The sequence below is a fragment of the Sphingomonas sp. GW822-FHT03G08 genome, assembly GCF_058801135.1.
Genome location: NZ_JBXAMZ010000001.1, coordinates 1,443,634 through 1,469,441 on the forward strand (window position 1 = coordinate 1,443,634; position 25,808 = coordinate 1,469,441).

The window sequence follows — 25,808 nt, forward strand, 5'->3', positions numbered from 1 at the left end:
CTCCCTATTTCTGGCAGGCGGGGCACCAGAAGGTCGACCGCCCCGAATCGATTCGCCGCTCGACCAGCCCGCCGCAGCCGCACGGCTCCCCTTCCCGGCCATAGACGCGCCATTCCTTGGCGAAATAGCCGAGCTCGCCGTCCGGCCGGGCATAATCGCGAATCGTCGAGCCGCCGGCGCGGATCGCGCTTTCGAGCACGTCGCGAATCGCCGCGACCAGCTTTTCCAGCCTGGCCTTCGAGATCGAGCCGCCTTCGCGGGTGGGCGCGATGCGGGCGATATAGAGCGCCTCGCACACATAGATATTGCCCAGCCCCGCCACGACGCGCTGATCGAGCAGCAGCGCCTTCACCGGCGCGATCCTGTCCTTGAAGACACGCGCCAGGTGCGCGGCGTTGAAGTCCGGGCCCAGAGGCTCGGGGCCAAGTGCGACGAAGGGCGCCCAGGCACTCACCTCCGCGGTCGGCACCAGGTCGACCGAGCCGAATCGCCGGGGATCATTGAGCGCGAGACGGTGCTGCTGCGTCTCCAGCACCATGTGATCATGCTTGCCGATCTCGCCCGGATCGATCCGCCAGCGCCCGGACATGCCGAGATGGAAGATCAGCGTGTCGCCGCGATTCGTCTCGATCAGCCCATATTTGGCGCGGCGGCCCATGCCAGTGACCGTCGCCCCGGTGAGCCGCTGGCCGAGCCCTTCCGGGAAGGGCCGGCGCAGATCGCCGCGGTGGAGGGTGACGCGCTGGATCGTCTCGCCCTTGAGCACGGGCTCCAGCCCGCGAACGGTCGTCTCTACTTCGGGGAGTTCTGGCATAGGCCTCCCTACCGCGCCCACCCCCCTTTCGTCATCCCCACGCAGGCGGGGATCCAGGGTAACCGAGCGAGACCCTTTGCGACTCTGGATTCCCGCCTGCGCGGGTATGACGATGGAGCGGGGGATAACGTGGAGTGGGGATGACGCGCGCAGAAACCCCCGCTAGAGCCCGTCGCATGACCGACACCGTCTCCTTCGGCTACGAGGATGTGGCCCCCGAGGAAAAGACCCGCCGCGTCGGCGAGGTCTTCTCCAGCGTCGCGGCGAAATACGACCTGATGAACGACGCCATGTCGGGCGGACTTCACCGGTTGTGGAAGGACAAGTTCGTCCGCCGGGTGAAGCCGCGCGAGGGCGAGCATATCCTCGACATGGCCGGGGGCACCGGCGACATCGCCTTCCGCATGGCGCCTTCGGGCGCATCGATCACGGTGGCGGACATCAATCCCGAGATGCTTGCCGTCGGCGTAGAGCGCGCCGCCGAGCGCGGGATCGACGGGCTGGTATGGAGCGAGGCCAATGCCGAGACGCTGCAATGGCCCGACAAGTTCTTCGACGCCTATACCATCGCCTTCGGCATCCGGAACGTGACCGACATTCCCAAGGCGCTGCGCGAGGCACACCGCGTGCTCAAGCGCGGCGGGCGGCTGTTCGTGCTCGAATTCTCGACCACCGAGTGGCCGGGCTTCTCCGAAGTCTATGACGCCTATTCGCACAAGCTCGTCCCCAAGCTCGGCCAGATGCTGGCGGGCGATGCGGAGAGCTATCGCTACCTGATCGAATCGATCCGCCGCTTCCCGAAGATGCCCGAGTTCGAGCGGATGATCCGCGAAGCAGGCTTCACCCAGACCAAGGTCGAGCCGCTGCTCGGCGGGCTGGTCGCGATCCACAGCGGCTGGAAGATCTGAGCTAAGTGACCGCACCCGCCGTTCATCTCTGGCGCCTGCTGAAATGGGGCCGCATCCTGGCGCGCCACGGCGCGCTGCGCGGTATCGAGCAGGATCCGCACACGCCCAGGCCCGTGCGCCGCGTGGCGCGCATCGCCCGCTTCGGCGCGCGCGTGCCCAAGGTGCCGCATTATGCCGATGCCTTCCAGGCGATCGGCCCCGCCGCGATCAAGCTCGGCCAGACGCTGGCCACCCGTCCCGACCTGGTCGGCGATGAGGCGGCGCACGACCTGCTGCGCCTGCAGGATGCGCTGCCGCCGCTCCCCTTCCCGGTGATCCGCCAGCGGATCGAGGGCAGCTTCGGCCGGCCGCTCGAGAGCTTCTTCGCCGAATTCGACGAGCATCCCGTCGGTGCCGCCTCGATCGCGCAGGTCCACCGTGCGATCACCACCGATGGCCGCCAGGTCGCCGTGAAGGTGCTGCGCCCGGGCATCGAGACCGAGTTTGCCAAGGCGATCGACACCTATGAATGGGCCGCCGCCCAGGTGGAGAGCATGGGCGGCGAGGCGTCGCGCCTGCGCCCCCGAATGGTGATCGAGACGTTCAAGCGCTGGACCGCGCGCGAGCTCGACCTGCGCCGCGAAGCAGCCTCTGCTTCCGAACTGGCCGAGGGCATGCAGGCCGAGCCGGACTTCATGGTTCCCCAGATCGACTGGCAGCGCACCACCGGCAAGGTGATGACGCTGGAATGGATCGACGGCATCAAGCTGTCGCACCGGCAGAAGCTGATCGAGGCCGGGCACGATACCAGCGCGCTCGCCAGCCGGCTGATCAAGGCGTTCCTGCGCCAGGCGATCGCCGAAGGCTTCTTCCATGCCGACATGCACCAGGGGAACCTCTTCGCGCTCCCCGATGGCCGCATCGCCGCGATCGACTTCGGCATCATGGGCCGGATCGATCGACGTGCAAGGGTCTGGCTGGCCGAGATCCTCTACGGACTGATCACCGGCAACTACAAGCGCGTCGCCGAGATCCATTTCGAGGCGGGCTATGTGCCGCCGCACCACAATGTCGCCGAGTTCGCGACGGCGCTGCGTGCGGTCGGCGAGCCGATGCGCGGGCTGGCGGTGAAGGACATGTCGATGGGCGCGATGCTCGACGGCCTGTTCTCGATCACCCGCGACTTCGACATGCAGACCCAGCCGCATCTCCTTCTGCTCCAGAAGACGATGGTGATGGTCGAGGGCGTGGCGCGCGGGCTCGATCCCGATATCAATCTGTGGGACGTCTCGGCCCCGTTCGTGCGCGAATGGATCCGCACCGAGCTGGGCCCGGAAGCCAAGATCGCCGACCGGCTGGTCGAGGATTTCCGCACGCTTGCCCGCCTGCCCGACCTGATCCGCAACATCGAGCTGCGCTTCCCGGCTCCGGGTGGCGCGCCACCCGCGCCGCCGCTCAAGGAGATCGAGCGGATCCGCGTGGTCGGCGGCTGGCGCTATGCGCTGGTTGCGGTCTTCTCGGGCGCGGTGGGTGCCGCGATCATGATGTACCTGCTCTCGTGAAGCTGCCCGCGGTCCAGTGGCTGGCGGAACCGACGCGCTTCGCCGCGCTGGCCCGCCCCCGCGCCCGGATCGTTCTTGGCATTCTGCTGCTGTTCCTGCTGCTGTCGCTGACCGCGCTGGTCACGGTCGGGCCGCCGCCGGTGAGCGGCGATCCGGCGAAGCGTGCCGACGACCAGAGCGACGTGGTGCTCTATGAGAGCATCGTCGCCGGCGTGCGGCACGGCGGCGACTATTACGAAGTGACCGCCGATGCGCTGCGGGCCGGCAACTACCCGCTACGCCCCTTCGTCACCTTCCGCCTGCCCGGGCTGGCGATGGTCGAGGCGCATGTGCCGCGTGCCGGCATGCTGGCGCTGCTCTTCGTGCTGGTCGCCTCGGTCTTTGCCGTGTGGGGCATGAAGCTGCGGAGCGGGATGACGCGCTGGCCGCCGGTCCTGATCGGCCTCGCCCTGCTCGCCGGCGGGCTGATGGCGTTCGTCCAGACCGACCTCTGGGCGTTTCACGAGATATGGGCGGGGCTGCTGATCGCCCTGTCGCTCGGCATCCGGCGGCAGGGGCGCTGGATCGAGGCCGTCGCGATCGCGCTGCTGGCCATGCTGGTGCGCGAGCTGGCCGCGCTCTACGCGATCATGATGCTCGCCGCCGCCTGGTTCGAGGGACAGCGGCGCGAGGCGATCGGCTGGGGCGTGGCGCTGGCCTGCCTCGCGGTCGCGGTCGGCTTCCATGCCCATGCGGTGGGCCAGGTGACCAATGCCGCCGATCCGGCCTCGCCGGGTTGGGCCGGGCTGCACGGCTATGGCTTCTTCGCCAAGGCTATGGTGCTGTCGACCGCGCTGCAGCTCTTCCCGATGGCGCTGGGCGTGCTGCTGTTCACGTGCTCGCTGTTCGGCTGGTCGGCTTGGAAAGACCAGGCGGCGGGGCGCGTGTTCCTGACGCTTGCGGCATATTGCGTGGCCCTGGCCCTGTTCGCGCGGCCCGATACCTTCTATTGGGGACTGATGGTCGCCCCGCTCTCGCTGATCGGCCTCGCCTTTGTGCCCGACGCCCTGCGCGACCTGTTCCGGCAGGCGCTCGACAGGCGCAGGATCACCGTGACAAAGGTCACACGATGAAGAAGATCCTCCTGATCGTCGGCGGCGGCATCGCGGCCTACAAGGCGTGCGAGCTGATCCGGCTGTGCCGCAAGGCCGGGATCGAAGTGAAGTGCGTGCTCACCGAAGGCGGGCAGCATTTCGTCACGCCGATGACGCTCGCGGCGCTGAGCGAGAACCAGGTCTATACCAACCTGTTCGACCTCAAGGACGAGGCCGAGATGGGGCATATCCAGCTCAGCCGCGAGGCGGACCTGGTGGTGGTGGCGCCCGCCACCGCCGACCTGCTCGCCAAGATGGCCGCGGGGATTGCCGACGATCTGGCGACCACGCTGCTGCTCGCCACCGACAAGCCCGTCCTCGCCGCGCCGGCGATGAACGTGCGGATGTGGCAGCACGCCGCGACCCGCCGCAATGTCGCGACGCTGCGCGGCGACGGGGTGACGGTGCTGGAGCCCGACGAGGGGCCGATGGCCTGCGGCGAGTACGGCCCCGGCCGGCTGCCCGAGCCCGAGGCGATCCTCGCGGCGATCCAGAAGTTCTCAGAACCTAAATCTGGTGCGCCTCGTCCGCTTGCCGGCAAGCATGTCCTCGTCACCGCCGGCCCCACCCATGAGCCGATCGACCCGGTGCGCTACATCGCCAATCGCTCCTCGGGGAAGCAGGGCTATGCGATTGCCGGGGCGCTCGCAGCCTTGGGAGCGAAGGTCACGCTGGTTTCGGGGCCGGTCACGCTGGCCACGCCGCCGGGCGTCACCCGCATCGATGTCGAGACCGCGCAGGAAATGGCCAATGCCGTCGCCCAGGCGCTGCCCGCCGATGCCGCGGTGATGGTCGCCGCGGTCGGCGACTGGCATGTCGAGCGCGCCGGGCAGAAGCTCAAGAAGCAGGGCGGCGCCCCGCCCCGGCTCCAGCTCACCGAGAATCCCGACATCCTCGCCATGCTCGGCGCCAGCCCGCGCCGGCCGGGGCTGGTGGTGGGCTTCGCCGCCGAAACCGAACAGGTGCTCGAACATGCTGCCGCGAAAAGGACTCGCAAGGGCGCAGACTGGATTGTCGCCAACGATGTTTCCGGCGATGTGATGGGCGGTGAAGCCAATGCCGTTCATCTCGTCACCGCCGACGGTGTCGAAAGCTGGGAAAGACTGCCCAAGGACGAAGTCGCCCGCCGTCTCGCGCAGCGGATTGCCGATGCGCTCTAGCCTTGCCCTTTTGCTGCTCGGCGCGAGCCTGGCCGCCTGTACGCCGGGCGAGCGCATTGGCGCGCCGGAACCGGGCCCGGGCCTGTACAGCCAGAGCTTCGGCAACACGCCCGCCAAGCAGGTGCGCACGCTGATCGTCGTGCTGCACGGCGACGCCCCGACGACCAAGCCCGACTATCACTATGCCTTTGCCCGCAGCGCCGCCGCCGCAGTGCCACAGAGCATCGCCGTCGCGCTGCTCCGCCCGGGCTATGAGGACCCGCAGGGGCATGTCTCGCCCGGCGAGCGCGGCCTGACCACGGGCGACAATTATACCGCGGACCGGATCGGCGCCGTCGCCGCGACGATCCGCCACCTGCAGCGCCGCTACGGCCAGGCACGCACCGTGGTGGTCGGCCATTCGGGCGGCGCCGCGATCGCCGCCGACCTTGCCGCGACGCATCCGGGGCTGGTCGACGGCATCGTCCTCGTTTCCTGCCCCTGCGCGCTGCCCGAGTGGCGCAAGCACATGAAGACCGTGTCGCCCACCCCGCTCTGGGACGCGCCGGTCACCAGCCTCGACCCGGTCAAGCTGGTCGGCGGCATGCAGCCCTCGCTGCGCGCCGCGGTGCTGGTCGGCGGCGACGACAAGACCACGCCGGTGCGCTTCTCGCGCACCTATGCCGAGGCGCTGTCGCTGCGCGGCATCGCCACCGATTTCCGTATCATCCCCGGCAAGGACCATGAGCTGCTGAGCGATCCCGAAGTGATCTCCGCGCTCCAGCGCCTTGCCGCCGCGCTTCCAGGAAAATCTTGATGCTCGCTCCGATCCGCATTGCCCTTCAGCGCCTGCCGCATGGCGAGGGCCTGCCGCTGCCCGCCTATGCGACGGCGGGAGCCGCGGGCATGGACGTGGTCGCGGCCGAGGATGTGGTGCTCGCCCCCGGCGCGCGCCATGCGGTGGCGACCGGCTTCGCGATGGCGATCCCGGTCGGCTACGAAGTCCAGGTCCGCCCGCGCTCGGGCCTGGCGCTCAAGCACGGCATCACCTGCCTCAACACGCCCGGCACGATCGACAGCGACTATCGCGGCGAGGTTAAGGTGATCCTTGCCAATCTCGGTGACGCGGCGTTCACCGTCGCGCGCGGAGACCGTATAGCACAACTCGTGCCCGCGCCGGTTCAGCATGCGGAGCTCGAGGAGGTGGGGACGCTCGACGAAACGGCGCGAGGCATCGGGGGCTTCGGATCGACGGGCACGTGATAGCGACGGTTCTTCTTGCTGCGGCGCTCCAGACGGCGCCGATCGACTGGGACGCCCTGCCGCCCCTGCCCTGGCGCGCACCCCCAATCATCACCGCCGAGATGCAGACCTTCGTCCAGCGCGAAGTGAAGCTGCGCAAATGCGTGCTCGCCAAGCCGGGTGTCGCCGAAGTCTCGATCGCCGTGCTGGTCGACGAGGGAGGCAATATCCGGACCACCGTACCGCGCGCCATCGCCTGCCCCTCGGTCGAGCAATATGCCGCCGCGCTGGCAGCCGGCTTCGCGCGCAACAACCTGCTCCCCCGCCCTGGTGCGACCGAGCAATGGTATCGCACGACCATCAGCTTCACCCTGACCAAATGACACTCTCCGACACGGAGCTGGAGCGCTACGCCCGCCATATCGTGCTGCGCGAGATCGGCGGCGGCGGGCAGATGCGGCTGAAGGCCGCGCGCGTGCTGGTGATCGGCGCGGGCGGCATCGGATCGCCGGCGATCGAATATCTGGCGGCCGCGGGGATCGGCGCGCTCGGCGCGGTGGACGACGACACGGTCTCGCTCTCCAACCTCCAGCGCCAGACGCTCTATGCGACCGGCGACGTAGACCGCCCCAAGGTCGAGGCCGCCCGCGCCCGCGTCGCCGCGCTCAACCCCGAAGTGGTGTTCACCGGCTTCCAGCAGCGCATCGACGCGCGCAATGCCGATGCGCTGATCGCCGAGTTCGCGCCCGACGTGATCCTCGACGGCTGCGACAATTTCGCCACCCGGCTGGCGGTCGCAGACGCCGCGCTGCGTCATTGTATCCCGCTCGTCTCCGCCGCCGTCTCCGAATTCGAGGGACAGCTGGGCGTGTTCCGCGGCTGGGAGCCGGACAAGCCCTGCTACCGCTGCTTCGTCGGCCATGATCCCGAGCGCCCGGGCATCAGCTGCGCCGAACAGGGCGTGCTGGGCGCGCTTACCGGGGTGATGGGCAGCCTCGCCGCGCTGGAAGTGGTCCGCGCCATCGCGCCGTTCGGCGAGGAGACCGCGGGTAAGCTGCTGCTGGTTGACGCGCTGGCCTTCCGCTTCCGCACGCTGACGCTGCCGAAGGACCCGGGCTGTCCCGCTTGTGGTGATCTGGAGAGGCCGGAGTGATCGGTCCGCTCCCCGAGGTGACGTTCTACGGATTGGCGACAGCCTATTTCGTCCTGTGCACGATCACCCCTCGCGGAGTGATCCTTTTGATGAGCTTCGGGCAATCGCGCATCAGCGATACCGGTGAGCGTGTGCTTCGCTGGCTGTCCGGCTTCTTTGCCCTGGCATCTTTCGCAAGTTTCCTTTGGGCGTTGCTCACCTAACGCCTTTCCCGACCGTAGAGGTCAGTGACTCGTCACTACCTGATGCGTGAAACTGGACTTCCCCGCGCCCTTGAGGCACCTGCCCTCCCCATGACGCGCGTCCTGGTAACCGGCTCGGCCGGCTTCATCGGCTTCCACACGGCCAGCAAGCTCCTCCAGCGCGGCGCCACCGTGCTCGGCGTGGACAATTTCAGCGCCTATTACGATCCGGCGCTCAAGGAAGCGCGCAACGACATCCTGTCGAACCACCCGAACTTCAAGGTCGCCCGCGTCTCGATCGACGACATGGGCGCGTTCGGCGCGCAATGGGCCGAGTTCCAGCCCGATGTGGTGATCCACCTCGCCGCGCAGGCCGGCGTGCGCCACTCGATCGACAGCCCGGAATCCTATGTCACGGCGAACCTGATCGGCAGCTTCAACGTGCTGGAGCTGGCGCGTCAGCACAAGACCAGGCACCTGCTCGCCGCCTCGACCAGCTCGGTCTATGGCGCGAACACCGACATGCCGTTCACCGAGACGCAGCGCACCGCCACCCCCTTGAGCTTCTACGCCGCCACCAAGGGCGCGACCGAGCTGATGGGGCACAGCTACGCGCATCTGTTCAAGACGCCGATGACCTTCTTCCGCTTCTTCACGGTCTATGGACCGTGGGGCCGGCCGGACATGGCGCTGTTCAAGTTTACCAAGGGCATCATCGCCGGCCAGCCGATCGACATCTACAACAACGGCAACATGGTCCGCGACTTCACCTATGTGGAGGATCTGGCCGAATCGATCGTCCGGCTGACCGAGGCCGTGCCGGGCGACACGCCGGTGGAGGGCGACAGCCTCTCGCCCGTCGCCCCCTTCCGCGTCGTCAACATCGGTGCGGGCCAGCAGACCCAGCTGATGGACTATATCGGCGAGATCGAGCGCGCGCTGGGCAAGGAAGCGATCAAGAACTTCATGCCGATGCAGCAGGGCGACGTGCCCGCGACCGAGGCGTCGCACGCGCTGCTCAAGACGCTGACCGGCTATGCCCCCACCACCCCGCCGAGCGCCGGCGTGCCGGCATTCGTGGATTGGTATCTGGAGCATTATCGAAACTGAAACCCCTGCGGAGGCATGAAGGGCGCGACAGAGCGTACTTCACGGGGTTTCTATGAGCATCGAATGGCCCGCCCATGGCTTGAAGCTGCAGGCGCGGATCGAAAGCGGCACCGCGATCATCGGCGTGATCGGCATGGGCTATGTCGGCCTGCCGCTCGCCGTTGCCTTTGGCGAGGCGGGCTGCCCGGTCCTCGCTTTCGACGTCGACCAGGCCAAGATCGACGCGCTCGAAGCCGGTGAGAGCTATATCAAGCATATCGACGGCGCCCGCATCGCGCCGCTCGTCGAAAACGAGAAGCTGCGCGCCACTGCCGACCTGAGCCGGCTGGACGAAGCCGATGTGGTGCTGATTTGCGTGCCGACGCCGCTCACCCGCCATCTCGAGCCCGACCTGAAATATGTCGAGCTGACCACCCAGGCGATCGCGAAGACGCTGCGCCGCGGCCAACTCGTCATCCTCGAATCGACGACCTATCCGGGCACCACCAGGGAGGTGATGCAGCCGATCCTCGAGGCCGAGGGCCTGGTCGCCGGCAAGGACTTCTTCCTCGCCTACTCGCCCGAGCGCGAGGACCCGGGCAACCCGACCTTCTCGACCACCAAGATCCCGAAGGTCGTCGGCGCCGACGACACGGTCTCGGCCGACCTGGCGCTGGGCGTCTATCGCCACATCGTGCCCCAGGCGATCCAGGTCTCGTCCGCCGCGACCGCCGAGGCGGTGAAGATCACCGAGAATGTGTTCCGTGCGGTCAACATCGCGCTGGTCAACGAACTCAAGCTCATCTTCACCGCGATGGACATCGACGTGTGGGAAGTGATCGACGCGGCGAAATCGAAGCCGTTCGGCTTCATGCCCTTCTATCCGGGCCCGGGCCTGGGCGGGCACTGCATCCCGATCGACCCCTTCTACCTCACCTGGAAGGCGCGCGAGTATAACCAGCACACCAAGTTCATCGAGCTGGCCGGCCAGATCAACGCGGACATGCCGCAGCATGTCGTCCGGGTGATGGCGGACACGCTGGACGCGCGCTTCGGCCGCGGCCTGCGCGGCGCGCGCATCCTGGTGATGGGCGTCGCCTACAAGAAGAATGTCGAGGACATCCGCGAGAGCCCGTCGCTCCGCCTGATGGAGATGATCGAGGCACGCGGCGCCACCGCCGACTTCTTCGACCCGCATGTCGCCCAGATCGACAACACCCGCGAGCACCCGACGCTCAACTTCCGCAACGGCGTGGCGTGGGACGAGGCCGAGATCGCCAGGTACGACGCGGTGCTGATCGCCACCGACCATGACGCGGTGGACTATGCGGCGCTGGTCGATGCCGCGAAGCTGGTAATCGACACCCGCAATGCCTGTGGCAAGGCGGGTGTGGTTTCGGAGAAGGTCGTCCGCGCCTGAGCCCCCAAGCTCAGCCCGGGCCTCAGCCCGGGCAACGGCTCGTCATGAAATCGCGGATCGCCGGCGCGATATCCTCGCGCTCAAGCGCCACCGCGATGTTCGCCTGGATGAAGCCGGCCTTATCGCCGCAATCATAGCGGGTGCCCGCGAAGGTGACGCCGTGGAAGCGCTGGTCGCCGATCATCTGGGCCATCGCATCGGTCAGCTGGATCTCGCCGCCGGCACCCTTGCCCTGCTTCTCGAGCACCCGCATCACTTCGGGCTGCAGGATGTAGCGGCCGATCACCGACAGGTTGGACGGCGCCGTGCCCGGGGCCGGCTTCTCGACCAGGCCCTTCACTTCAGTCAGCGCCCCGTCCTGCGCGCCCGGCGTGATGATGCCGTAGCGATGCGTCTGGTCGTCCGGCACGATCTCGGCGCAGATCAGGTTGCCGCCCACCTTGTTATAGGCATCGACCATCTGCTTGAGGCAGCCCGGCTTGCCGAGCATGAAATCATCGGCGAGCAGCACCGCGAAGGGCTCGTCGCCGACGATGTCGCGCGCGCACCACACGGCATGGCCCAGGCCCATCGGCTCCTGCTGGCGGACATAGGCGACCGCGCCGGGCTTGAGCCGGGTGGCGTCGAGGATCTCGAGCGACTTGCCGCGTGCCGACATGGTCGTCTCGAGCTCATAGGCGATGTCGAAATGGTCCTCGATCGCGCTCTTGCCGCGGCCAGTAACGAAGATCATCTGCTCGATGCCGGCTTCCAGGGCCTCGTCAACCGCGTACTGGATCAACGGACGATCGACCACCGGCAGCATTTCCTTCGGCATCGCCTTGGTGGCGGGCAGGAAACGCGTACCGAGGCCGCCCACGGGAAACACGGCCTTGCGCAACGGCTTGATGGTCATTCGGGAAATGCCTTTTCAGATCAGTCGGGCGCCCATAGCGATGGCTATAAGCTTTCGCAATTATGTCCGCGACCGTAACCTGATGGTGACGGGATCGGCGATAGGAGAATGCGCATGACCGGTACCAGCAAGCGCGTTCTCCTGATCTTCGGCACGCGTCCCGAAGCGATCAAGCTCTTTCCCGTGGTCCGCGCGCTGGCGGCCGTGCCCGGGCTGGACGTGCGCACCTGCGTCACCGCCCAGCATCGCGGGCTGCTCGACCAGGTGCTGTCGATCGCGGGCCTGACGCCGGACATCGACCTCGACCTGATGGAACCGGGCCAGACGCTCGATCAGCTCACCGCGCGGCTGCTCACCGGCCTCGGCAAGGTGATGGACGACGAGAAGCCCGACCGGGTAATCGTGCAGGGCGATACCGCCACCGCGATGGTCGGCGCGCTGGCAGGCTATTACCGCAAGGTGCCGGTGAGCCATGTCGAGGCGGGCCTGCGCTCGGGCGACATCTACCAGCCCTGGCCCGAGGAAGTGAACCGCCGCATCGTCGCGCCGATCGCCGACCAGCATTTCGCTCCGACGGATACCGCGGCCGAGGCGCTGCGCCGCGAGAATATCGGCCCCGCGACGATCCATGTCACCGGCAATACGGTGATCGACGCGCTGCTCGCCACGCGCGCCCGGATCGAAGCCGAGCCGGAGCTGGCCGCCGGGCTCGATCCGATCGCCGCGCGCTTCGCCGGCAAGCGGATCGTGCTGGTCACCACGCACCGCCGCGAGAATTTCGGCGGCGGCATGGAGGACATCGCCCGGGCGCTCGGCCGCATCGCCGACCGCGACGACACCGCAATCCTGTTCCCGATGCACCCCAATCCCAATGTCGTGGCGGCAATGGACAAGGTGCTGGGCGACCGGGCCAATGTCGCGCGCATCGAGCCGCTCGACTATCCCCACTTCATCCGCGCGCTCGAGCTCTGCGACGTGGTGCTCAGCGACTCGGGCGGCGTGCAGGAGGAAGCGCCCGCGCTCGGCAAGCCGGTGCTGGTGATGCGCGAGACCACCGAGCGCCCGGAAGGGGTCGTCGCGGGCACCGCGAAGCTGGTCGGCACCGACCCGGAGCGTATCGTTTCCGAAATCTCAACCCTCCTCGACGTACCATCCGCCTATTCGGCCATGGCCCGCGCCCACAATCCGTTTGGCGACGGCCATGCCTCTGAGCGGATTGCGGGGATCGTCGCACATGGTTTCGGATTCTGAGCTCAAGGTCTGTGTTCTCGGCCTGGGCTATATCGGGCTTCCCACGGCAGCGGTGATCGCGCGCACCGGCGCGAAGGTGCTGGGCGTCGACGTCCACCAGTCGGTGGTCGACACGGTGAATTCGGGCAAGGTCCATATCGAGGAGATCGACCTGGACGGCCTGGTCTCGGGCGTCGTCGCGCGCGGCAGCCTGCGCGCCTCGCTCCAGGTGGAGGAGGCCGACGTCTTCGTCATCGCCGTCCCCACCCCCTTCGGCGAGAACCATGCGCCCGATATCGGCTATGTGCTCAAGGCCGCGACCAATGTCGCGATCACGCTCAAGGCCGGCGACGTGGTGATCCTCGAATCGACTTCGCCGGTGGGCACCACCGAGAAGGTCGCCGCGCTGCTCGCCCAGCTCCGCCCCGACCTCAAGATCCCCGGCCACTGCACCGGCAGCGCCGATGTCGCCATCGCCTATTGCCCCGAGCGCGTGCTGCCCGGGCGCATCCTGGTCGAGCTGATCGACAATGACCGCGTCATCGGCGGCATCACGCCGCGCTGCGCCCGCAAGGCACTGCAATTCTATCGCCGCTTCGTGCGCGGCGCCTGCGTCACCACCACGGCCAAGGCTGCGGAGATGACCAAGCTCACCGAGAACGCCTTCCGCGACGTCAACATCGCCTTCGCCAACGAGCTGAGCCTCGTCGCCGAGAAGATGGGCGTCGATGTGTGGGAAGTGATCCGCCTCGCCAACCGCCATCCGCGCGTCAACATCCTGTCGCCCGGCCCGGGCGTGGGCGGCCACTGCATCGCGGTCGATCCCTGGTTCCTGGTCAGCGCCGCGCCCGAGCAGACCCCGCTGATCCGCACCGCCCGCGAAGTGAATGACGGCAAGACCGACTATGTCATCGGCCACGCCGCAGCGATGCTCGAATCCAACCCCCATGCCCAGGTTGCGTGCCTGGGCCTCGCGTTCAAGGCGAACATCGATGATTTCCGCGAGAGCCCCGCGCTCAAGGTCGCGGCGGCGCTGGCCGAGCAGTTTGGAGAGCGTATCCAGATCGTAGAGCCCTATGCCGACGCGCTGCCCAAGGCATTCGACGGCACCGGTGCCGGGCTAATCGACATCGACAGCGCGATCGAGAGCTGCGGCATCTTCGTGGTGCTGGTCGATCACGACGTGTTCAAGTCGGTCCCGCTCGACGAGCGCGCCGACAAGCTGGTCTACGACACGCGCGGCATCTGGCCCGACCAGCCGCGCGGCGTCCCTGGCGAGCCGCTCCGCCTGGCGAGCTGAAGCGCTAGTTCCGCACCAGGATCGACTGCCAGTCGCCATCCAGCGGCTTGTCGCGTTCGCCGAGGATCGGGGGCACGACCGGCCGGGCCGAAATGGTCTCGGCCTTGGCAATCTCGGCCTCGAACGTGGCGACCCGGTCCCGCCAGGCCGGATGCGAGCGGCTGCGCAATATGCCGCCGGCCTTGCTCGGGCCGAAGCGCTTCCAGAAGGCCGTCGTCGCGCGCAGCGGATAGCCGGCATTGGCCAGCAGGTAGACCGAAAGGAGATCCGCCTGGACCTCGGTCTGGCGGAAATACTTCACGTTCGCGCCAAAGCCGGAAAGCAGGCCGTAATCGACGCCGCGCGCAATCAACCGGTCACGGTGGCGCAGGATATTGTGCGCGAATTCATGCGCGACCACCACGGCGATCTGCTCGTCGGGATAGTCCTCGAGGAAGCCGGCTCCGACCTGCACCGCGGTGCCGGTGCTGGCCGCGTTGAAGTCATCGGTCATCTCGAATCGGCTGTTGCAGGTGCGGATCGGGCGAATCGTCACATGGACCGGGCGACCGGCTCTAAGTGCGTCCACTTCGATCGATGCATCGACGGGCAGTGCCGCGATTGCGAGGTGCGCGGCATCCAGCCGGTCCGCCTTGCCAGCCTTGCCAGGCAGTTTCGCGATCTCGACCGAACCGACCCGAACGAGCGAATCATCGGCGCGCAGTCCCGCCTGCTCCGCCGGGCTGCCGGGCAAGACCCCTTCGACCGCGACCGGCGTGGCGAAACCGAAATGCCGGGCAGCAGCCTCGCGCTGCGGCCCGCCATATTGATCGAGCACGTGAAGCTGCATGCCGGTGCCGGGCTCGGTCCGGTCGCACAGCCGCGCATTGGCCACGGCGAGCCGCCAGCCGATCGCCGCGATGCGCATGTCGGCAGCGCGCACCCCTTCGAACAGGGCGGCATCATCCGCGCGCGTCGACAGGGGCAGGAAAAGCAACGGCAGGACGATGGCCGGAAAGCCGCGGCGACAGGCATGAGCGAGGCGGCGGAACGCGGATGATACGGGCTTCATTCCAGCCATCCTACGCGCGGCCCGCCCCATCGACAAACCCCGGCACGCCCATTCGAGACTCCATCGCCCGATTCGCTCTGCACTACGGTGTTTTTGCACCGCAACTCGAACCGGGGCCGGTCTTCCGCAACATATCAGTCACAAAAAAACCCTCCTAACCATCACGAAACAAGGCCATTTCGACGAAGACACTTCATTAACCCCCTTGGCTATATTGGTGCAGCGCGTTAAGGACGGCTGCGTAACCACTTGGTGCGGGTCGCCTGGGTAACAGAAGTGATCCGGATCAACCGGGCCTGTGTTGCCAAAGGGTCACGTCGGGAACTTTCTCGCCGTTACCAAAGTTTGAGGTGTTGCGACGGGTTTGGTCCTATGGCATAGGACTGCCCGACGAGAGCACCAGAGCTCGAAAGAGGGAGAAAAAGAGTGTTCACTAAGCTTCTTACGGCGGCCGCTATCGCGTCGATGGCGACTGCTCCTGTTCTGGCCGCTCCGACGAGCGCTTCGAAGCTGTCGCTGTCGGGCGTTCGCGCCTCGACCTCGACCAGCAAGAAGAGCGAGCTGGCTCCGGCCGTTCTGATCGGCGTTCTCGCCACCGTCGCCATCATCGGCGGCGCCGTGGTTCTCGCCGACAGCGACGACACGCCCGACAGCCCGTAGGATTGTCGGTCGGTCAGCTGACCGAGTTTCAAGTGGCGATCCTTCGGGGTCGCCACTTTTTATTTGCCCGTCGCACGCGTGGCGAGTTGATCTCGCCGGGGCATGAGGGCGAACGGGTTATTTGAGTTTGCAAGTCGGTATGGCGTTCGGCTTATCCCTCTTCAAGCGCCCTGCCAAAGGGAACTCCGCCCTCCCCTCGGGAGAGCGATATTACGCGATCGGCGACATTCACGGCCGCCTGGATCTCCTCAACGAATTGCTCGCACGCATCGAGGAGGATGACCGCCAGCGCGCGCCAGCCGCCACGACGCTGGTCTTCATTGGAGACCTGATCGATCGGGGCCCCGATTCCGCCGGCGTGATCGACGCCCTTATGGCGCTCCGGGAGCGCTTGCCGAATTCCCGGTTCCTGCTCGGAAATCACGAAGAACTGTTTCTTGGCGCCCTTGAGGGCAGCATCGAGATTCTGAAATTCCACCTCCGCGTGGGCGGCAAGGCCACCGTGCTCAGCTACGGCATCTCCGAAGAGGAATACGCACCGGCGAGCCATACCGAGCTCCTCGAGCTCCTGAAGGCCAGGGTCCCCGAGGCCCATGTCCGCTTTCTCGAAAGCTTCGAGGACATGATCATCGCCGGCGACTATGTCTTCGTGCACGCCGGGGTAAATCCGAACCTTCCCCTGGAAAAGCAGCGGGTGAAGGATCTGCGCTGGATCCGGGACAGCTTCCTCGATCACAAGGGCGCCCTGGAGAAAACCGTCGTCCACGGGCACACCATCGTCCCGGAGGCGCAGTTCAAGTCCAACCGGATCGCGATAGACACCGGCGCCTATGACTCAGGCCGCCTGACCGCGCTCGGGCTCGAAGGCGAAGAGCGCTGGCTGCTGCAGACCTGATTGCCTCCCGGTTGCCCGCTCCGGCAGCGCGCGCGACCAAGCCGACTTGACTGGGCGTGCGCGCAAGAGCACGGGAATCTTCCGTTCATCTCCTCGAAAAGGTCGCCCCGGCGACCTCGCTGTGCAAAGTGGGGCATGTTCGCACTGGAGGGCAAATGACTGACGTTCCGGCCAATTTCCGTATCCAGACTTTGAAGGAAATCGTCCGTCACGGGTTGCGACTGGTCGGCCTGGGGCGCCGCCCCTCCCATCTTGGCTCCGGCAATATCCGCGAACGGTTCTCCGAGATCTACGCGTCGGGCGTCTGGCAGGTCGGCAATGACGATGCCCCAGGCTCCGGCGCCGGATCCAGCCTGCAGGCGACGCAGAATATCCGGACCGAACTCCCTCGGATTCTCGACACGCTTGGTGCCGAGAAGCTGCTGGACATCGGTTGCGGCGATTTCACCTGGATGCGCGAAGTCAGCCTGTCGCAGCGCTATATCGGTGCCGACATCGTCCCCGCGGTGATCGAGAGCAACACGGCGAATTTCAGCTCGGACCGGCGCGAATTCCATTGCCTGGACGCAATCAGCGGAACCTTGCCCGACGCGGATGCGGTGCTGTGCCGCGAAATGCTGTTCCACCTGAGCTTCGCCGATGCCCGGCGCGCGCTGCAGAATATCCTGAGCAAGCCGCGCAAGTTCATTCTGCTGACGACGGATGGCTCCACCGGCTTCAACCGCGACGTCGATACCGGCGACTTCCGGCTTCTGAACCTTACCCGCCGCCCGTTCGGCTTTCCGACGCCGGCCCATGTCATTGATGACAGCTTCGTATCTCCAGGGCGCGCGATCGGCGTATGGCATGCCGAGGACATCGCCGCCGCCTTGCGCACGCACGCTTGATCTGAACGGCTGACGCCGACATCCAGACAAAATAGTCCAGTACAGAGTAGCCCAGTACGAGAGGGGCAGCGATGAATGTCGACAGAGGGCGCCTAGCGACCCGCTCCGTTTCCCAGACGCTGGGTCGAACACGGTACCAGGTTGCCCTGGCTTTCCTCATTGCCATCCTGGTGCCGGTGGTGCTCCGCCAATATTGGTTTGGCGCGGCGGTGACGTCGCCGAACCAGTTCAACACCGCAGCGGGCGGAACGCTGGCCCTCGTACTCGGCTATCTCGGCTATCGGCGGCTGCATGTGTTTCCCGGCATTACCGCCGGCGGATATATCGTGGCGAGCGTCTCCTTCACCTTCGCCATGCTGGCCACGATGCTCGTGGTCCTTCGCCTCGACTACAGCCGCGTCCAGTTCGCCATCAGCTATGTGCTGACATCGGTGATTTTCACGCTCATCCACCTGATCGTGCGGCGACGTCGCAGGGTTTGCTTCGGCGTGATCCCGGGCGGCAGGACAAACCGGCTCCCGCAGCTCGGCTCGGTAACCTGGCATCGTATCGAGACGCCGGACGCCCCCACGCCGCCCCTGCACGGCGTGGTCGTCGATCTGAGCGCCGACCATAGCGCCGCGTGGGACAGCCGGATCACGTCCTTCGTGCTGCAGGGCGCTCCCGTCTATCATGTGAAGCAGGCGATCGAGCAGCTCACCGGCCGGGTCGAAGTCGATCATCTGTCCGAGAACACCCTGGGCTCGCTGAACCCGAACGACGTCTTCTTCAAGATCAAGGCGACGGTCGATATCCTCGCGGCGCTCTGCATGCTGATCGTGCTGTCTCCGGCGATGCTGCTGATTGCGGTGCTGATCCGGCTGGACTCTTCTGGCCCGGCCCTTTTCCGCCAGTGCAGGACGGGTTTTCGCGCCCGCCCGTTCACGATCTACAAGTTCCGCACGATGCGAATTGCGACTGCCGCTTCGAGCGATGAGGAGGCACGCCGACGGGCGATGACCCAGGCCAACGATCCCCGGATCACCCGGCTCGGCGCCTTTCTGCGCAAGAGCCGCCTGGATGAACTGCCGCAGCTGATCAACATCGTGCGTGGCGAGATGAGCCTGATCGGCCCGCGCCCGGAAGCGGCCGAGCTGACAAGCTGGTACGAGAAGGAAATCCCGTTCTACCACTATCGCCACATCATCAAGCCGGGCGTCACCGGCTGGGCGCAGATCAACCAGGGTCACGTCTCCGAGGTTGAGGCCATCAAGGAAAAGCTCAACCTCGACTTCTATTATGTGAAGAACTTTTCGCTCTGGCTGGACATCCTGATCATCCTCAGAACCGTCCACACCATGTTCACCGGCACTGGTGCGCGCTAGCCCTCGATAAGACTAAAGGCTTGAAGATGATCACTTTTCGACGTGTGGCCCGCGGCCTCAAGAATCTCTATCGCCGGGAAGTACTTCGCGATGGCCCCCTTCTGGAGGCAAAGCGCTGGTTCCGCGACAAGGGCGATACGACGCTTCGCCTGGACTATCCGCTCGATGAAGACAGCATCGTCGTGGATCTGGGTGGCTATATCGGCCAATGGGCGCTCGACATCCACGAACGCTATGGCTCGACCGTGCATGTCTTCGAACCGGTGCCCTCGCTCCACGCCACCTGCGTCGAGCGCTTCTCCGGAAAGCCGAAGCTGCACGCCCATCGCTATGGCCTGAGCGACAAGGACGGCACCTTCGCGATCACCGACGATGGCGACGCCTCCAGCTTCGTCAGCCTCGAGAAATCGGATTCGCACATCAATTGCGAACTCCGCTCGGCACCCGCAGCGCTGGATGCGCTCGGGCTCGATCATATCGACCTGCTCAAGCTCAATATCGAGGGCGGCGAATTTGCCGTTCTGCCCGCGCTTATCGAGGCGGGCTGGCTGCCCCGGATCCGCTTCCTGCAGATCCAGTTCCATACCGTCGGCGACTATGATGCGATGCGCGACGCCATTCGCGCAAAGCTGGCGGAAACCCATGATGAGCAGTGGTGCTATCGCTTCGTCTGGGAAGGCTGGGAGCGAAAGCCGGGCTGAACCCGGCACTGGCTCTGTCCATAGCCGCTTGCGATATCCCCGATGGCGCCGCCTGCCCGGCTGCGCCATCGGCGTTTCAGGCTTGGCTATCCGCGCCCAGGCCTTCGCTGGCCAGCTGGAAATACCGGTCTGCGATGATACCCCAGCGATAGGTGTCGCGCAGCGCCGCCAGTGCCTGCGCATCGATCGACACAACCACTTCGCCGGCAAGCGCCTCCGCCAGCTGCCCGGCATCGGCAAAATAGCTGCCCGCGTTGCTGAGCGTGGCGCGATTGAAGGCACAATCGAAGCTGAGCAGCCTGTCCGTGTGAAACAGCGCCTCGACCAGCGACGGATTGGTCCCGCCCACGCTATGGCCGTGGATATAGCCGATCGCGCCGCGTCGGTAGCGCTCCAGCACCCGCTGATCATAGATGGGGTCGAGCAGCCGCAGGTGCGTGCTGGCGCCGAAGCGCTCCCGCAACCGGCGGCCATAGTCGCTTCCGTTCCAGTTTCCGATGAACACCAGGCCCGCGCCGGCCTTGTCGCAGGCCTCGAGGATCATTTCCGTATTGTTCTCGGGCTCGATACGCGCGACCGCGAGATAATATGCCCCTTGCGGCGCGTCGAGCGGCGCGGCGTCGGCGGGCACCGGCGCCTCGGGCAGGACCGTGTGATCGCCGCCATAGGCAATCACCGTCGCCTTGCGCCGGTATCGCGCCTCGAAGATCTCCGCGAGCGCCGAATTGTCGGCAATGATCTTCTGGCTGAAGACGGCCGCGAAATATTCGAGCCCCTTCAGCAGCAGCTTCGAGGAGGCGGAGAACTTGTCGCGCCGCCACTCCATGCCGTCGACATTGGTGATGTAGCAGGTGGAAGGCGACAGGAGGCGCAGCAGCGGGAGGATCCAGCTGCCGGAATAGCCGAACAGGAACACGACCGGGCTGCGCTCGACGAAGCGCGCGTGCAGCAGCGCGGCTGCATCGTACAACATGCTCATGGGGCCATTGGCCCGCAGCGGGATGAACACCCGCCTATGGCCGCAGAAATCCTCGGACAGGTCCTCGCTATAGACCTTGCGCTCGCAATAGACCGCGAATGTCATCCGGCCAGGCTCGATATGCCGACACAATTGCTCGGCCAGCGTCTCGAAGCCGCCATAGCGGCCGGGAACGCCCACCGTGCCAACCAGAGAAACGCGCCTCGATCGGCGCGTCCGTGCCCTATTCACGCTCTTCCCCCTGCAAAATCACGCGCAGCGCCTCGCGGAAACGGTCCATGGTGTAAAGCCCGCGCCGCACCTCGCAGGCGGCGCGCAGTTCGGCTTGTCTCGCCGGGTCTCCGGCGAGCGCCGTGATCCGCGCGGCGATCTCCGCCGGATCCCGGGATGCGATGTTGAACGCCAGCGCCGGGCCCAGCACTTCGTCGAGCACCTCGGCTCCCGCGCCTCCCACGGGCACCAGGAACGCGCATGATTCGACCGCTACCAGCGAGAAGGTCTCCACCCACAGTTCGGGATCGGTGGCCAGCAGGGTCAGGAAGCCGTCGGCGAACAAAGTCGATGGCGCGGTTTCGCCGAAATGCACCGCCACGCCAAGCGCGCGGGCCTTCGCCAGCAGCCCGGCATCGTGCCGCTCGAGATCGGCCAGATAGGCAACGGGCCGCAGTCCCGTCCCGCCCAGCCGCGCCGCGACGTCGAGATAGAGGGCGAACCCCTTCATCGGCGCCGTCGTGCCGATATACAGGAACCGATCGCGCGCCGAAGCCGGCGGCAGGTCCGGCACCGCCACGGGATTGGCAAGGATCGTCGCGTCGATGCCCAGCCCGGAGGCATGGACATGGGAAACGCACATCACCCGCACGCCCCGCCGCATCGCCAGCCGGAGCAGCGGCCGGAAGACGCCGGGAAAGGTCAGCTCATGTAGGTGCAGGAAGACCTGCCGCGGCCGGACCAGCGCCGCGAGCATCGCCGGCGGCAGCGCATAGATGGTGTTGCCCCAGATCCGCTCCCCGCGCAGCACGCGCAGCAGCAGCAGCGGCGCCAGGGCGAGTGACCATAGTGGGAAGAGCAGCTTGCGCACCCGTACCGAGCCGCAGACCAGGTCCGCGCGTACGTCCGGCAGATCCGAGACGAAGCCATGGCCGCCAAAGCCCAGCTGCACCCGGACCCTGGCGCCCAGCGCCTCGAACGCGGCAAACAGCTGCGTGGCCACGCGCTGCGAGCCCGCATAGGCATCGAACGGGTTGAGCAGGGTCACGGGCGGCATCGCGGCGCGCATGTCAGGACTCCGCCGCGGCGGTTCCGGAAGCGAACATCCGATGCTCGACGAACCAGACAATGCCCGCCAGCAGGGCGAAGACCAGGCCGGAGAACACGATCCTGACGGTCAGCGCCTGGGCATCGAGGGCAAGCAGCAGGTCGATCTCGCGCAGGCCGATCGCGGCCAGGGCCATCACCGCGAGTCGGGGGAGCGCAAGCACGCCGAGGTCCCGCAACGCTCCGCGCCCCGCCGCACGGAACATCAGCGCCGCCGCGATGGCGTGCGACACGCACAGGGCGAGCGGCAGCGCGACGAGGCCGAGCCGCGGGAAGAAGCCGACGACCATCGCCATCGATACCACCTGCCCGAGCGACCCGGCAAAGGCATAGGACTTCCCCTTCCCCGCCGCGAGCAGGCTCACCCCGCCCAGCAGGTACAGGATCACCGAGACCAGCGCGGGCGCGTACCAGCGCAGGAGCGGCGCGAGCGCCAGCGCGGAATTGCTCAGGCCGTGCTTCCCGAACAGAATCGTCACTGCGATGTCCGAAAAGCCGTAGAGGAACACCACCGCGGCGCCGCCAACCAGCAGGCACTGCCGCACCCATATGTCGGTCACGCCGCGAAACGCCGCCTCTCCGTCGCGCTGGAATGCATGGGAGAGCTGGGGCAGCGCGAGCGATGCCAGCGCGCTGGTGAACACCGCCTGCAGCGTCGAGCGCGCGAACAGCGCATAGCTGAGAACCGACAATCCGCCGACGCCGGCGAGCGCCGCATATTGACGCTCCAGCAGCCCGCTCGCCTGCCCCAGCAGATAGGGCACGAACAGCGGCAGCGCGACCAGCGTGGCCGCCCTGACATAGAAGCGCAGCTCGCTCCATTTCAGCTGCCGTAGCCGGGAAACCACTGTGCGAAGGAAATCGAACGAGACGGCGAGCGGCGCGAGGACGCCGAGATAATAGGAGACGAGGAGCAGCTCCACCGCCGGCAGTCGCGGAAAGAGCACGATGAAGGCAGTGCCGATCGCCCCCCCGAGCGTTCCGGCGATTTCCGGCCGATAGACCACGCCGACGCAATTCATATAGGCGGTGAGCACCGCGACCAGCTGGGAAAGCACCAGGCCCGGCAGCAGCAGCAATACGAACCTGGTCGCGTCCCCGGTCAGGCCGCCGGTGGACGCGAGCCCGAACATGTCGTCCGACAGGCTGAGCAGCGCGACCAGGCCGAGGCCGATCACCAGCGCGCCCACGACCACGCCGACGCTGACCGACGCTATGTACTTGTCGGCGGCCGCCTGCCCTTCGCCGTGCTGGAACTTAGCATAGGTGGCCCGAAAGGTCTCGACGAAGGGGCCGAACACCATCAGGCTGATCGCGTTCACCAGGCCCAGCGACCAGACCCAGGCGTCGTACATGGCACTTACGCCGAAAATCCGGGCGAACACGAAGATGGTGACCAGGCCGACGCCAAGCTTCAGCCCGCGTACCGTGATCAGGCCGACGAAATCCAGCTGGACCGCCATCTAGCGCCCCTTGGCATGATAGGTTGCGATCGCCGCCTCATAGGCCTCCAGGATCACCTTCTCGCGGCTGTCCCAGCGGAACACGGTGCATTCGCGGGCACAGGCCTCGGCCATCTCGCGGAGCTTCTCCGGGCGCTCCGCCAGCGCCTCCAGCGCCTCCGCCATGTTGCGCTCGATCGCATCGAGGCTCTCGACCGGCAGCTTGATCCCATAGCCGCCGCCGACGGTGTCGTGCATGCCGCAATGGTCCAGGGCCATCAGCGGGACGCAATTCTCCATCGCTTCCCAGATGGTGGTCGGATTGCCCTCGTTGAGCCCGGTCACGACGTGCAGATGCGCGCTGCGGAACAGCTCGGACACCGTCTCCCGCGGAATCTGGCCGTGCCAGGTGATCACGTCATCGATACCCGCCTGGATCGCGGCTTCCTGCATCGACGACATCATCGGGCCATCCCCGATGATGTCGAAATGATAGGCGTGGCGATCCTTCAGCTGCCCGATCGCGCCGAGCAGGATCGGTAGCCCCTTGCGCGCCTCGATGCTGCCGATCCAGGCAACGCGGATCGGCTTTGCCGGGAACTTGCTGGTATCCAGCGTCAACGGCCCCACGATGCCGTTCTCGGGCATGTAGCGGCTGGATACGCCGTGTATCCGCTTGAAGATCGCCTGGTTCTCGCTCGTGGCGGTGAACAGGAAATCGGCGCGCTTGAGCGCCTTGCGCACCCGCCCGCTGAAGCGGAGTTGAAAACCGTTGACCATCGCCCGCAGCGAGAGCTTGGCCAGCCCGCTCGCCGGCATCGCGCGGCGCAGCTGCCAGGGGAAATTCGTGGCGCCGCCGATCGGGCCCCAGACATAGGGTTTGTCCAGCTTCCACAAATGCCCCGGCTCGCGATAGCCGATCGGCCCGAGATAATGGACCAGGTCGAAATCGCGCTCGGCGCAAAGGCGCCTGGCCACCCTGCCCGCCTCGCGATGCCACACCGCATAGGCCAGGTAGAAGCTGTAGAGGAGGAAACCCTTGCGGTTGAAGCGGTTCAGGATCGACGCCAGCCGCGGGGGCTGGACGAAGACATAGTCGACATCCTTGTCGAGCACGTCGCGGACCGCGGCCATATCGTCGTCATCGCCCATATGCGGCCCCGACGTGCCGTACAGCAGGGTGATGTCGCACCATTTCTTCATCGCCTGGATGTGATTCCAGGTCACCGAATATTCCGAGCCCCGCCGCGGCGAGATCATATAGGCCAGCAGCAGCACCCGCCGGCGCGGCGGTGGCGGATCATCCGAACTGGTTTCGGCCAGGCCGTGCATCAGAAGGCGAACTGATAGGGAGAAGCCCAGGCGGCGCCGCGCGCGATGCCGACGACCAGCCACGCCGTGAACATCACCAGCAGCGCGGCGGCGAAACTCGCATCCCGAAGCGACCTGCGCGACAGGAGGTCTGCGGTCAGGAACGCCAGGCAGATCGCGCGCATGCCGTTGAAGTAGAACAGCGCGCGCGCGAACGGGATGAAGCCCCAGCTGGTGTTCACCGGCGTCAGGATCGCGGCGACCAGGAAGAGATAGTGATAGCGCGCATAGCCCTGATCGGCCCAGCGCGCCGCCGTCCTGCGGGAGAACAGGATCAGGATGATATCGACGATCATCCAGAAGAAAGCCGCGATGCCGTAGGAATCATAGCCCCCGGTCAGCAGCAGGTCCGATCGGGAGGTCCGGCCATAGGAGGTATAGTCCAGCATCGGCGCGAGATAGGAGAACAGGAAGATCACCTGGTCCGAGAAGAGCTGGGTCATGAAATAGGCGAGCATCAGCCCGCCCAATTGCAGCGAGACCGGCGGCAGCGAGACGCGCCAGAGCATCAGGCCGATCGGGAAGAAGACGATGGCGCTGCGGTGAAACAGAAACGCCAGGAAGATCATCGCGCCGAAGAGAAACACGTTGCGGCGATTGATCGCGTCAAGCGCGACCAGGATCGCGAAGAACGCCACGCCCTGCCGGATCGTGCTGTTGACCTCGAAGATCAGCAGCGTGGAGAAAATATAGAAGATCACGAGCGCGGCGAGATCGACCCGCTTGCGAAGCCAGGCCACCAGCAGAATGCACTGGACGCAGGTGGTGGCGGCAATGATCGCCTGTGGCGGGAACGAAAAGAGCTTCAGAAACTGGATTAGATAAAGGAACCCCGGCTCGAAATACACCGTCGACGGCGTGTCGTACATGGTGGTGTAGGTGTAATAATCGATATAGCCGAAGAAGTCTCCGCCCACCGCGTAGCGGAAACCGATCACCACCGTGACCAGCACGACGGTGATCACGGACGCGATATTGGCTCCCGATTGGGAGAAGTCTCCGCTCGCCGTCGAATACCATCGCGGCAACTGCCAGACGAGCGCCAGCGAGATGATAAGGCCAAAATAAACAATATATGCGAGCGTCATGTCTCAA

26 protein-coding genes are annotated in these 25,808 nt (G+C 66.2%); 18 read left to right on the forward strand and 8 right to left on the reverse strand.

Going from position 1 to position 25,808, the window contains the following annotated elements; all coding sequences use genetic code 11:
- Positions 1–4 precede the first annotated feature (4 nt).
- Positions 5–814 carry a bifunctional DNA-formamidopyrimidine glycosylase/DNA-(apurinic or apyrimidinic site) lyase gene (gene mutM / locus AC1RJ5_RS06480; RefSeq protein ID WP_269574608.1) on the reverse strand — a complete coding sequence of 270 codons (810 nt, stop codon included), beginning with the start codon at positions 812–814 and terminating at the stop codon, positions 5–7.
- Positions 815–990: 176 nt separating this feature from the next.
- Here mutM and AC1RJ5_RS06485 point away from each other — a divergent pair, with 176 nt between their 5' ends.
- The 11 genes from AC1RJ5_RS06485 to AC1RJ5_RS06535 all read left to right on the forward strand — a co-directional run bounded on the left by AC1RJ5_RS06485 (position 991) and on the right by AC1RJ5_RS06535 (position 10,621).
- Positions 991–1,722 carry a class I SAM-dependent methyltransferase gene (locus tag AC1RJ5_RS06485; protein WP_269574607.1) on the forward strand — a complete coding sequence of 244 codons (732 nt, stop codon included), beginning with the start codon at positions 991–993 and terminating at the stop codon, positions 1,720–1,722.
- Positions 1,723–1,727: 5 nt separating this feature from the next.
- Positions 1,728–3,263: a 2-polyprenylphenol 6-hydroxylase gene (ubiB, locus tag AC1RJ5_RS06490; RefSeq protein WP_493112356.1), complete on the forward strand. Its 1,536-nt coding sequence runs from the start codon at positions 1,728–1,730 to the stop codon at positions 3,261–3,263.
- Positions 3,260–4,375 (forward strand): hypothetical protein, encoded by a 1,116-nt coding sequence (locus tag AC1RJ5_RS06495; protein ID WP_493112358.1) that lies wholly within the window; start codon positions 3,260–3,262, stop codon positions 4,373–4,375. The genes ubiB and AC1RJ5_RS06495 overlap by 4 nt, the downstream gene beginning before the upstream one ends.
- Complete coding sequence (gene coaBC, locus AC1RJ5_RS06500) at positions 4,372–5,556, forward strand: bifunctional phosphopantothenoylcysteine decarboxylase/phosphopantothenate--cysteine ligase CoaBC (RefSeq protein ID WP_493112359.1); 1,185 nt, start codon at positions 4,372–4,374, stop codon at positions 5,554–5,556. Before AC1RJ5_RS06495 ends, coaBC begins: the two co-directional genes overlap by 4 nt.
- The gene (locus AC1RJ5_RS06505; RefSeq protein WP_269574603.1) at positions 5,546–6,352 is read left to right on the forward strand and encodes an alpha/beta hydrolase; all 807 of its coding nucleotides are present in this window, start codon (positions 5,546–5,548) and stop codon (positions 6,350–6,352) included. Before coaBC ends, AC1RJ5_RS06505 begins: the two co-directional genes overlap by 11 nt.
- Positions 6,352–6,798 (forward strand): dUTP diphosphatase, encoded by a 447-nt coding sequence (gene dut / locus AC1RJ5_RS06510; protein ID WP_269574602.1) that lies wholly within the window; start codon positions 6,352–6,354, stop codon positions 6,796–6,798. The genes AC1RJ5_RS06505 and dut overlap by 1 nt, the downstream gene beginning before the upstream one ends.
- Positions 6,795–7,160, forward strand: a complete 366-nt coding sequence (locus AC1RJ5_RS06515; protein ID WP_269574601.1) for a hypothetical protein — start codon at positions 6,795–6,797, stop codon at positions 7,158–7,160. Before dut ends, AC1RJ5_RS06515 begins: the two co-directional genes overlap by 4 nt.
- A complete protein-coding gene (locus tag AC1RJ5_RS06520; RefSeq protein ID WP_493112362.1) occupies positions 7,157–7,930 on the forward strand; it encodes a HesA/MoeB/ThiF family protein in 774 nt (257 codons plus the stop codon). Before AC1RJ5_RS06515 ends, AC1RJ5_RS06520 begins: the two co-directional genes overlap by 4 nt.
- Positions 7,927–8,133 (forward strand): hypothetical protein, encoded by a 207-nt coding sequence (locus AC1RJ5_RS06525; RefSeq protein WP_342248812.1) that lies wholly within the window; start codon positions 7,927–7,929, stop codon positions 8,131–8,133. The genes AC1RJ5_RS06520 and AC1RJ5_RS06525 overlap by 4 nt, the downstream gene beginning before the upstream one ends.
- A gap of 90 nt (positions 8,134–8,223) precedes the next feature.
- Entirely contained in the window at positions 8,224–9,222 is a 999-nt protein-coding gene (locus AC1RJ5_RS06530) for an NAD-dependent epimerase/dehydratase family protein (RefSeq protein WP_493112364.1), read from the forward strand.
- A 52-nt stretch (positions 9,223–9,274) separates the two neighbouring features.
- Positions 9,275–10,621, forward strand: a complete 1,347-nt coding sequence (locus AC1RJ5_RS06535) for a nucleotide sugar dehydrogenase (RefSeq protein ID WP_342248814.1) — start codon at positions 9,275–9,277, stop codon at positions 10,619–10,621.
- 22 nt (positions 10,622–10,643) lie between these two features.
- Here AC1RJ5_RS06535 and galU read toward each other — a convergent pair whose 3' ends face one another.
- On the reverse strand, positions 10,644–11,516 hold the full coding sequence (gene galU, locus AC1RJ5_RS06540; RefSeq protein ID WP_269574596.1) for a UTP--glucose-1-phosphate uridylyltransferase GalU: 873 nt from the start codon (positions 11,514–11,516) through the stop codon (positions 10,644–10,646).
- Between the two features lie 114 nt (positions 11,517–11,630).
- Here galU and wecB point away from each other — a divergent pair, with 114 nt between their 5' ends.
- Together wecB and wecC are read left to right on the forward strand one after the other, a co-directional pair.
- Positions 11,631–12,767 (forward strand): non-hydrolyzing UDP-N-acetylglucosamine 2-epimerase, encoded by a 1,137-nt coding sequence (gene wecB / locus AC1RJ5_RS06545; RefSeq protein WP_269574595.1) that lies wholly within the window; start codon positions 11,631–11,633, stop codon positions 12,765–12,767.
- Complete coding sequence (gene wecC / locus AC1RJ5_RS06550) at positions 12,751–14,046, forward strand: UDP-N-acetyl-D-mannosamine dehydrogenase (RefSeq protein ID WP_269574594.1); 1,296 nt, start codon at positions 12,751–12,753, stop codon at positions 14,044–14,046. The genes wecB and wecC overlap by 17 nt, the downstream gene beginning before the upstream one ends.
- A gap of 4 nt (positions 14,047–14,050) precedes the next feature.
- On the opposite strand, the gene AC1RJ5_RS06555 is transcribed toward wecC, so the two are convergent.
- Complete coding sequence (locus AC1RJ5_RS06555) at positions 14,051–15,097, reverse strand: M48 family metallopeptidase (RefSeq protein WP_342248816.1); 1,047 nt, start codon at positions 15,095–15,097, stop codon at positions 14,051–14,053.
- 426 nt (positions 15,098–15,523) lie between these two features.
- On the opposite strand from AC1RJ5_RS06555, the gene AC1RJ5_RS06560 reads away from it, so the two are divergent.
- The 5 genes from AC1RJ5_RS06560 (at position 15,524) to AC1RJ5_RS06580 (ending at position 19,604) form a co-directional block, all read left to right on the forward strand.
- Positions 15,524–15,757, forward strand: coding sequence for a hypothetical protein (locus AC1RJ5_RS06560; protein ID WP_184168150.1), 234 nt, complete (start codon positions 15,524–15,526; stop codon positions 15,755–15,757).
- Positions 15,758–15,896: 139 nt separating this feature from the next.
- Complete coding sequence (locus AC1RJ5_RS06565) at positions 15,897–16,652, forward strand: metallophosphoesterase family protein (RefSeq protein ID WP_269574592.1); 756 nt, start codon at positions 15,897–15,899, stop codon at positions 16,650–16,652.
- Positions 16,653–16,843: 191 nt separating this feature from the next.
- Positions 16,844–17,539, forward strand: coding sequence for a class I SAM-dependent methyltransferase (locus tag AC1RJ5_RS06570; RefSeq protein ID WP_493112368.1), 696 nt, complete (start codon positions 16,844–16,846; stop codon positions 17,537–17,539).
- A gap of 71 nt (positions 17,540–17,610) precedes the next feature.
- Positions 17,611–18,903, forward strand: coding sequence for a sugar transferase (locus tag AC1RJ5_RS06575; RefSeq protein WP_493112370.1), 1,293 nt, complete (start codon positions 17,611–17,613; stop codon positions 18,901–18,903).
- A 26-nt stretch (positions 18,904–18,929) separates the two neighbouring features.
- Positions 18,930–19,604: an FkbM family methyltransferase gene (locus AC1RJ5_RS06580; RefSeq protein ID WP_184168156.1), complete on the forward strand. Its 675-nt coding sequence runs from the start codon at positions 18,930–18,932 to the stop codon at positions 19,602–19,604.
- A gap of 76 nt (positions 19,605–19,680) precedes the next feature.
- Here AC1RJ5_RS06580 and AC1RJ5_RS06585 read toward each other — a convergent pair whose 3' ends face one another.
- The 5 genes from AC1RJ5_RS06585 to AC1RJ5_RS06605 are packed head-to-tail and all read right to left on the reverse strand — an operon-like array spanning position 19,681 to position 25,801.
- A complete protein-coding gene (locus AC1RJ5_RS06585; protein ID WP_493112372.1) occupies positions 19,681–20,814 on the reverse strand; it encodes a DUF1972 domain-containing protein in 1,134 nt (377 codons plus the stop codon).
- A complete protein-coding gene (locus AC1RJ5_RS06590) occupies positions 20,807–21,862 on the reverse strand; it encodes a glycosyltransferase family protein (RefSeq protein ID WP_493112374.1) in 1,056 nt (351 codons plus the stop codon). The genes AC1RJ5_RS06585 and AC1RJ5_RS06590 overlap by 8 nt, the downstream gene beginning before the upstream one ends.
- A 1-nt stretch (position 21,863) precedes the next feature.
- A complete protein-coding gene (locus AC1RJ5_RS06595; RefSeq protein ID WP_269574588.1) occupies positions 21,864–23,363 on the reverse strand; it encodes a lipid II flippase MurJ in 1,500 nt (499 codons plus the stop codon).
- Positions 23,364–24,674: a glycosyltransferase family 4 protein gene (locus tag AC1RJ5_RS06600; RefSeq protein ID WP_269574587.1), complete on the reverse strand. Its 1,311-nt coding sequence runs from the start codon at positions 24,672–24,674 to the stop codon at positions 23,364–23,366.
- Positions 24,674–25,801: an EpsG family protein gene (locus tag AC1RJ5_RS06605; protein ID WP_493112377.1), complete on the reverse strand. Its 1,128-nt coding sequence runs from the start codon at positions 25,799–25,801 to the stop codon at positions 24,674–24,676. The genes AC1RJ5_RS06600 and AC1RJ5_RS06605 overlap by 1 nt, the downstream gene beginning before the upstream one ends.
- Between the last annotated feature and the right edge of the window lie 7 nt (positions 25,802–25,808).

Excerpts from the sequence above, each read along its gene's own strand:
- AC1RJ5_RS06575 (WP_493112370.1), top strand. The coding sequence starts at position 17,611 with ATGAATGTCGACAGAGGGCGCCTAGCGACCCGCTCCGTTTCCCAGACG.
- AC1RJ5_RS06535 (WP_342248814.1), top strand. The coding sequence starts at position 9,275 with ATGAGCATCGAATGGCCCGCCCATGGCTTGAAGCTGCAGGCGCGGATC.
- mutM (WP_269574608.1), bottom strand. The coding sequence starts at position 814 with ATGCCAGAACTCCCCGAAGTAGAGACGACCGTTCGCGGGCTGGAGCCC.
- AC1RJ5_RS06520 (WP_493112362.1), top strand. The coding sequence starts at position 7,157 with ATGACACTCTCCGACACGGAGCTGGAGCGCTACGCCCGCCATATCGTG.
- galU (WP_269574596.1), bottom strand. The coding sequence starts at position 11,516 with ATGACCATCAAGCCGTTGCGCAAGGCCGTGTTTCCCGTGGGCGGCCTC.
- AC1RJ5_RS06565 (WP_269574592.1), top strand. The coding sequence starts at position 15,897 with ATGGCGTTCGGCTTATCCCTCTTCAAGCGCCCTGCCAAAGGGAACTCC.
- AC1RJ5_RS06530 (WP_493112364.1), top strand. The coding sequence starts at position 8,224 with ATGACGCGCGTCCTGGTAACCGGCTCGGCCGGCTTCATCGGCTTCCAC.
- wecB (WP_269574595.1), top strand. The coding sequence starts at position 11,631 with ATGACCGGTACCAGCAAGCGCGTTCTCCTGATCTTCGGCACGCGTCCC.
- dut (WP_269574602.1), top strand. The coding sequence starts at position 6,352 with ATGCTCGCTCCGATCCGCATTGCCCTTCAGCGCCTGCCGCATGGCGAG.
- AC1RJ5_RS06595 (WP_269574588.1), bottom strand. The coding sequence starts at position 23,363 with ATGGCGGTCCAGCTGGATTTCGTCGGCCTGATCACGGTACGCGGGCTG.
- AC1RJ5_RS06505 (WP_269574603.1), top strand. The coding sequence starts at position 5,546 with ATGCGCTCTAGCCTTGCCCTTTTGCTGCTCGGCGCGAGCCTGGCCGCC.
- wecC (WP_269574594.1), top strand. The coding sequence starts at position 12,751 with ATGGTTTCGGATTCTGAGCTCAAGGTCTGTGTTCTCGGCCTGGGCTAT.
- coaBC (WP_493112359.1), top strand. The coding sequence starts at position 4,372 with ATGAAGAAGATCCTCCTGATCGTCGGCGGCGGCATCGCGGCCTACAAG.
- AC1RJ5_RS06555 (WP_342248816.1), bottom strand. The coding sequence starts at position 15,097 with ATGAAGCCCGTATCATCCGCGTTCCGCCGCCTCGCTCATGCCTGTCGC.
- AC1RJ5_RS06580 (WP_184168156.1), top strand. The coding sequence starts at position 18,930 with ATGATCACTTTTCGACGTGTGGCCCGCGGCCTCAAGAATCTCTATCGC.
- AC1RJ5_RS06485 (WP_269574607.1), top strand. The coding sequence starts at position 991 with ATGACCGACACCGTCTCCTTCGGCTACGAGGATGTGGCCCCCGAGGAA.
- AC1RJ5_RS06590 (WP_493112374.1), bottom strand. The coding sequence starts at position 21,862 with ATGCGCGCCGCGATGCCGCCCGTGACCCTGCTCAACCCGTTCGATGCC.
- AC1RJ5_RS06600 (WP_269574587.1), bottom strand. The coding sequence starts at position 24,674 with ATGCACGGCCTGGCCGAAACCAGTTCGGATGATCCGCCACCGCCGCGC.
- AC1RJ5_RS06605 (WP_493112377.1), bottom strand. The coding sequence starts at position 25,801 with ATGACGCTCGCATATATTGTTTATTTTGGCCTTATCATCTCGCTGGCG.